Here is a 4253-nt window from a genome sequence, read left to right as displayed (position 1 = left end):
GCGTGTGCGTTTGGTGATCAGCTTGTTCAGCGCGTGGACGTAGGCACGGGCGGCGGCGACGATGGTGTCAGTGTCGGCACCTTGGCCGTCGACCATTTTGCCGTCTTCCTCCAGGCGCACGGTGCAGCGGGCCTGGGCGTCGGTGCCTTCGGTGACCGCACCTACAGAGAACAGCAACAGGTTGGCGGTGTGGGGGAAGAGCGCGTGGATGGCGTTGAAGGTGGCGTCCACCGGGCCGTCGCCCAGACAGTCAGCGGATTGGGTAACGCCGTCAATTTCCAGTTCCAGCAGGGCGCGGGGTTTGCATTTTGAACCGCCCCAGGTTTCCAGCGAGACGAATTTGACGCGCTGGTGACCGCGGGTGACTTCATCGTCAACCAAAGCCACAATGTCTTCATCGTAGACGATCTTTTTGCGGTCGGCCAAATCCTTGAAGCGGCGGAAAGCGTCGTTGAGGGCGTTGTCGCCGATGCCGCCGTAACCCAGGACGTTCAACTTATCGCGGAAGGCGGCGCGGCCGGAGTGCTTGCCCATGACCAGGGAGGTTTTCTGCCAACCGACGCTCTCAGGCGTCATGATCTCGTAGGTGGCGGCATTTTTTAACATACCGTCCTGGTGGATGCCCGATTCATGCGCGAAGGCGTTGCGCCCGACGATGGCCTTGTTCGGCTGGACATCAAACCCCGTGATGGTGGCCAGCAGTTTCGAGGTGCGCAGGATGCGCGTGGTCTCGATATTGTGGTGGTAGGGGTTGGCGTCCGGCCGGGTGCGGATGGCCATGACGACTTCTTCCAGCGAGGCGTTGCCGGCGCGCTCGCCGATGCCGTTGATTGTGCATTCAATCTGCCGCGCGCCGCCGCGCAGCCCGGCCAGGGTGTTGGCGACGGCCAGGCCGAGGTCGTTATGGCAATGGCTGGATAAAATGATCTGGTCCGCGCCGGGGACTTTTTCACGCACAGTGGAGAAGATGCGCAGCATGTCCTCGGGCACGGCGTAGCCCACGGTATCAGGGATGTTGATGGTGGTGGCGCCCGCCTTGATGGCGGCTTCCACGCAGCGCAGCAGGAATTCCATATCGGTGCGGGTGCCGTCCTCGGCGGACCATTCCACGTCATCAGTGAAATCCCGCGCCAGGGTGACCGAGGCGGTGACGGCCTCCAGCACGGCATCAGGCTCCATGCGCAGCTTGTACTTCATGTGCAGGGGGCTGGTGGAGATGAAGGTGTGGATGCGCTTGCGCGCGGCGGGGCGGATGGCCTCGCCGGCACGGATGATGTCCGCCACGCCGGAGCGCGCCAGGCCGCAGATGACGGGGCCTTTGATGGATTGGGCGATGCGGTTGACGGCCTCGAAATCGCCGGGGCTGGCGACCGGGAAGCCGGCTTCCAGCACATCCACGCCCAGCTCGGCCAGGGCTTCGGCCATCCGCAGTTTTTCGTCCAGATTCATCGAGAAGCCGGGGGATTGCTCGCCGTCGCGCAGCGTGGTGTCAAAAATGATGACGCGGCTGGAGTCCATTTTGCCGAAATTCGGGTGATTGATGCTCATAATTCTATTCCGTTAAAAATGCCGGTTTGTGGATTTTAGGCATTCCCCTGAGCGGTGCGGCGCGATGTTTGGACGCGCGCGAAAGGACTTATGCGCTCAGGGGCGGATAAGTCGAAGGAGCAGCCCGGCAAGTATAGGGGCGAAAGCCATGAAAGGGAGATAGGAGAGTTTTGGGACAGGCGCAAGGTTTTACCCGCGCAAGGGGAAATTAAAACGTGGCGGCCCGCCGGTCCCGCCGGAAGCGCCGCATTTCATCCCATAACGATACCAGCACCGCGAATCTTCCCCGCCATATTGGCGGAGAGGAAATGCGGGAGCGTTTAATGGTTGGTAAAATTACGGCAGGCGCAGGTGGAACGACTGCGGCCGGGTGAGTTGCTCATAGCCCCAGACGGAGAGGGTGTGGCCGCGGCCGGTGTCTTTCACCCCGGTCCAGGGCAGGGCGGGGTCCAAATAGTCGCAGCGGTTGAGAAAGACCGTGCCGGTTTCAATCAGCGCGCCGATGGCCTCCACGGCCGCGACATCGGTGGAGAAGATGGCGGCGGTGAGGCCGTAAGCACTGTCGTTCATCAGGCGGATGGCTTCCTCATCGGAGCCTACCTTCATGATGCCAACCACGGGGCCGAAGGTCTCCTCGGTCATCACGCGCATGTTATGCGTGACATTGACCAAAATCTGCGGCGCCAGATAGGGGGTGCCAGGCTGGTTGGCCGGGAAGGCGCTGGGGTCAATGAGGGCGCGCGCGCCTTGGGCGACGGCATCCTCGATCTGGCCGCGGATGAAGGCCGCCGCCTTGGCGGAGACGACCGGGCCGAGGTTGGTTTCCGGGTCGGCCGGGTTGCCCAGACGGTACTGGCCGGTGACCGCCACGGCCTTGGCGACGAATTCAGCGTAGACGGCCTCATGCACATAGATGCGCTCAATGCCGCAGCAGGACTGGCCGGAGTTGAAGAAGGCGCCGTCCACCAGGTTTTCCGCCGCGAAGGCGATGTCGGCATCGGCGCGGACATAGGCGGGGTCCTTGCCGCCGAGTTCCAGGCCGACGGAGATGAAACGGTCCGCCGCGGCGCGCGAGACGGCGTGGCCGACGGGAACCGAGCCGGTGAAAGCGACATGGGCGATGCGGGTGTCCTTCACCAGCGCCTCCGCGGTGGCGCCGGAGATGTGCAGATGCTGGAACACGCCTTCGGGCAGGCCGGCTTCATCGAACGCCTGCTGGAAGCGCTCGGCGATGAGCTGGGTTTGCGCCGCGTGTTTGAGCACGACGGTGTTGCCCGCCATGATGGCCGGCATGATGGTGTTGATGGCGGTGAGGAACGGGTAGTTCCACGGCGCGATGACGAAGACAACGCCGAGCGGGACGCGTTTGACGTAGCGCTTGAAGCCGGATTTTGGGCCGGGATCGAGCGGGGCGAGGCCCTCGGCGGCGGCATCGATCATGAAGCGGGCGCGCTCGACGCAGCCGCGCACCTCGCCCGGCGCCTGAGACACCGGGCGGCCCATGGACCAGGCGAGGTCGAGGGCGATCTCATCGCTGTGGCGCAGCAGGGCCTCGCAGAATTTATGCCCCAGGACGGCGCGCTCCTCCAGGCCGCGCGCGGCCCAGAGGCGCTGCGCGGCGACGGATTTATCGAGCACTGCATCGATCCGCGCCGCGTCCGCGAAGGGGCGCTCGGCGTAGACGCTGCCGTCCACCGGTGAAATCGTCTGCTGCATGCTCATGATCTTCGTTTCCTCGTGTTGGTCCACAACTCATTGCCAGCGTAACATAAAGCCGCGGCGCAGGCCGGAGCCAGAAAATACAGCACACGGAAGAGCAGGATAGCCCCAAGCGCCGTGGCGGGTGGTAAATAGACGGAGAGACCCAGGAGCAGAACGGAGTCGAACACCCCGACTCCGGCCGGCAGGCCGGAGAAAATGCCGGCGGCGAAGGCTGCCAGATAGATCCCCAGCACATGCGCGTAGCTTAGGCCCGGTGTATCAGGGAGCACAACATAGAGAATGGCGCAGGCGGTTGAAATGTCCGCACAGCCGTAGAGCACCTGGAGCAGCGCCAGGCGCGGGCCGGGGAGCGCCAGGCGCCGGCGGAAAATGACGACCGCGGGGCGCCCGCCCACCGAGGCGACATAAAGCGCCATGGCGAAGACCAGCGCCGCGCCCACCGCCCGCAATGCCCAGGCGGGAACGGCGTGGCCGAACAGCGGCATTGCCACCGGGTAGAACAGCAGCAGGGAGCCGAGCAGGGTGAGCAAGCCGAAGGTGAACATGCTGCCAGAAATGGCGACGATACGCGCGATGCCGGCGGCGGGCACACGCCATTGCGCGTAGAGCCGCAGGCGGATGGCCGCGGCGGAAAGAGCGGGGGCACCCAGCACATGGCTGAGCGCGTAGGCGCAGAAGGAGGTGAAGGCGATGTGGAGGGCGCCGATGCGGGGCACGCTCTCGCGCCGGCGGGCAAAGAGGATGCCGGGGAGGTCGTACCCCGCCATGAGGCAAAGCGAGGCCGCCAGCAGCAGCAGCGCGTGAATGAATTCAACGCGCGGGGTGGCGCCGACGGCGGCCAGGACATCGCCCAGGCTGATGCGCTTGAGCGCGCCGCGCAGGCCGATGATCACCCCCGCCAGGACGATGAGCCCCAGCCCGGGCGGGATATATTTCAGCGCGCGCTGTTTCATGGCGGTGTCATGGCGCGGGAGGCGGGCTAG

General features: G+C 64.8%; 3 protein-coding genes. All 3 read right to left on the bottom strand.

All coding sequences use genetic code 11. From position 1 onward, the window contains the following. On the bottom strand, positions 1-1548 hold a 1548-nt coding region (locus PHE40_RS10720; protein WP_299961602.1), incomplete at its 3' end, for a 2-isopropylmalate synthase. A 336-nt stretch (positions 1549-1884) separates the two neighbouring features. Beyond that, positions 1885-3270, bottom strand: a complete 1386-nt coding sequence (locus PHE40_RS10715) for an aldehyde dehydrogenase family protein (protein ID WP_299961600.1) — start codon at positions 3268-3270, stop codon at positions 1885-1887. After that, positions 3267-4253: YbhN family protein (locus PHE40_RS10710; RefSeq protein ID WP_299961599.1), on the bottom strand; the 987-nt coding region annotated here is incomplete at its 5' end. The genes PHE40_RS10710 and PHE40_RS10715, both read right to left, overlap by 4 nt.

Source organism: Acidocella sp. (genome assembly GCF_028687955.1).
Lineage (GTDB): Bacteria > Pseudomonadota > Alphaproteobacteria > Acetobacterales > Acetobacteraceae > Acidocella.
Note: the sequence above shows the minus strand (reverse complement) of the source record. Positions and strands in the feature narration are given on the sequence as shown.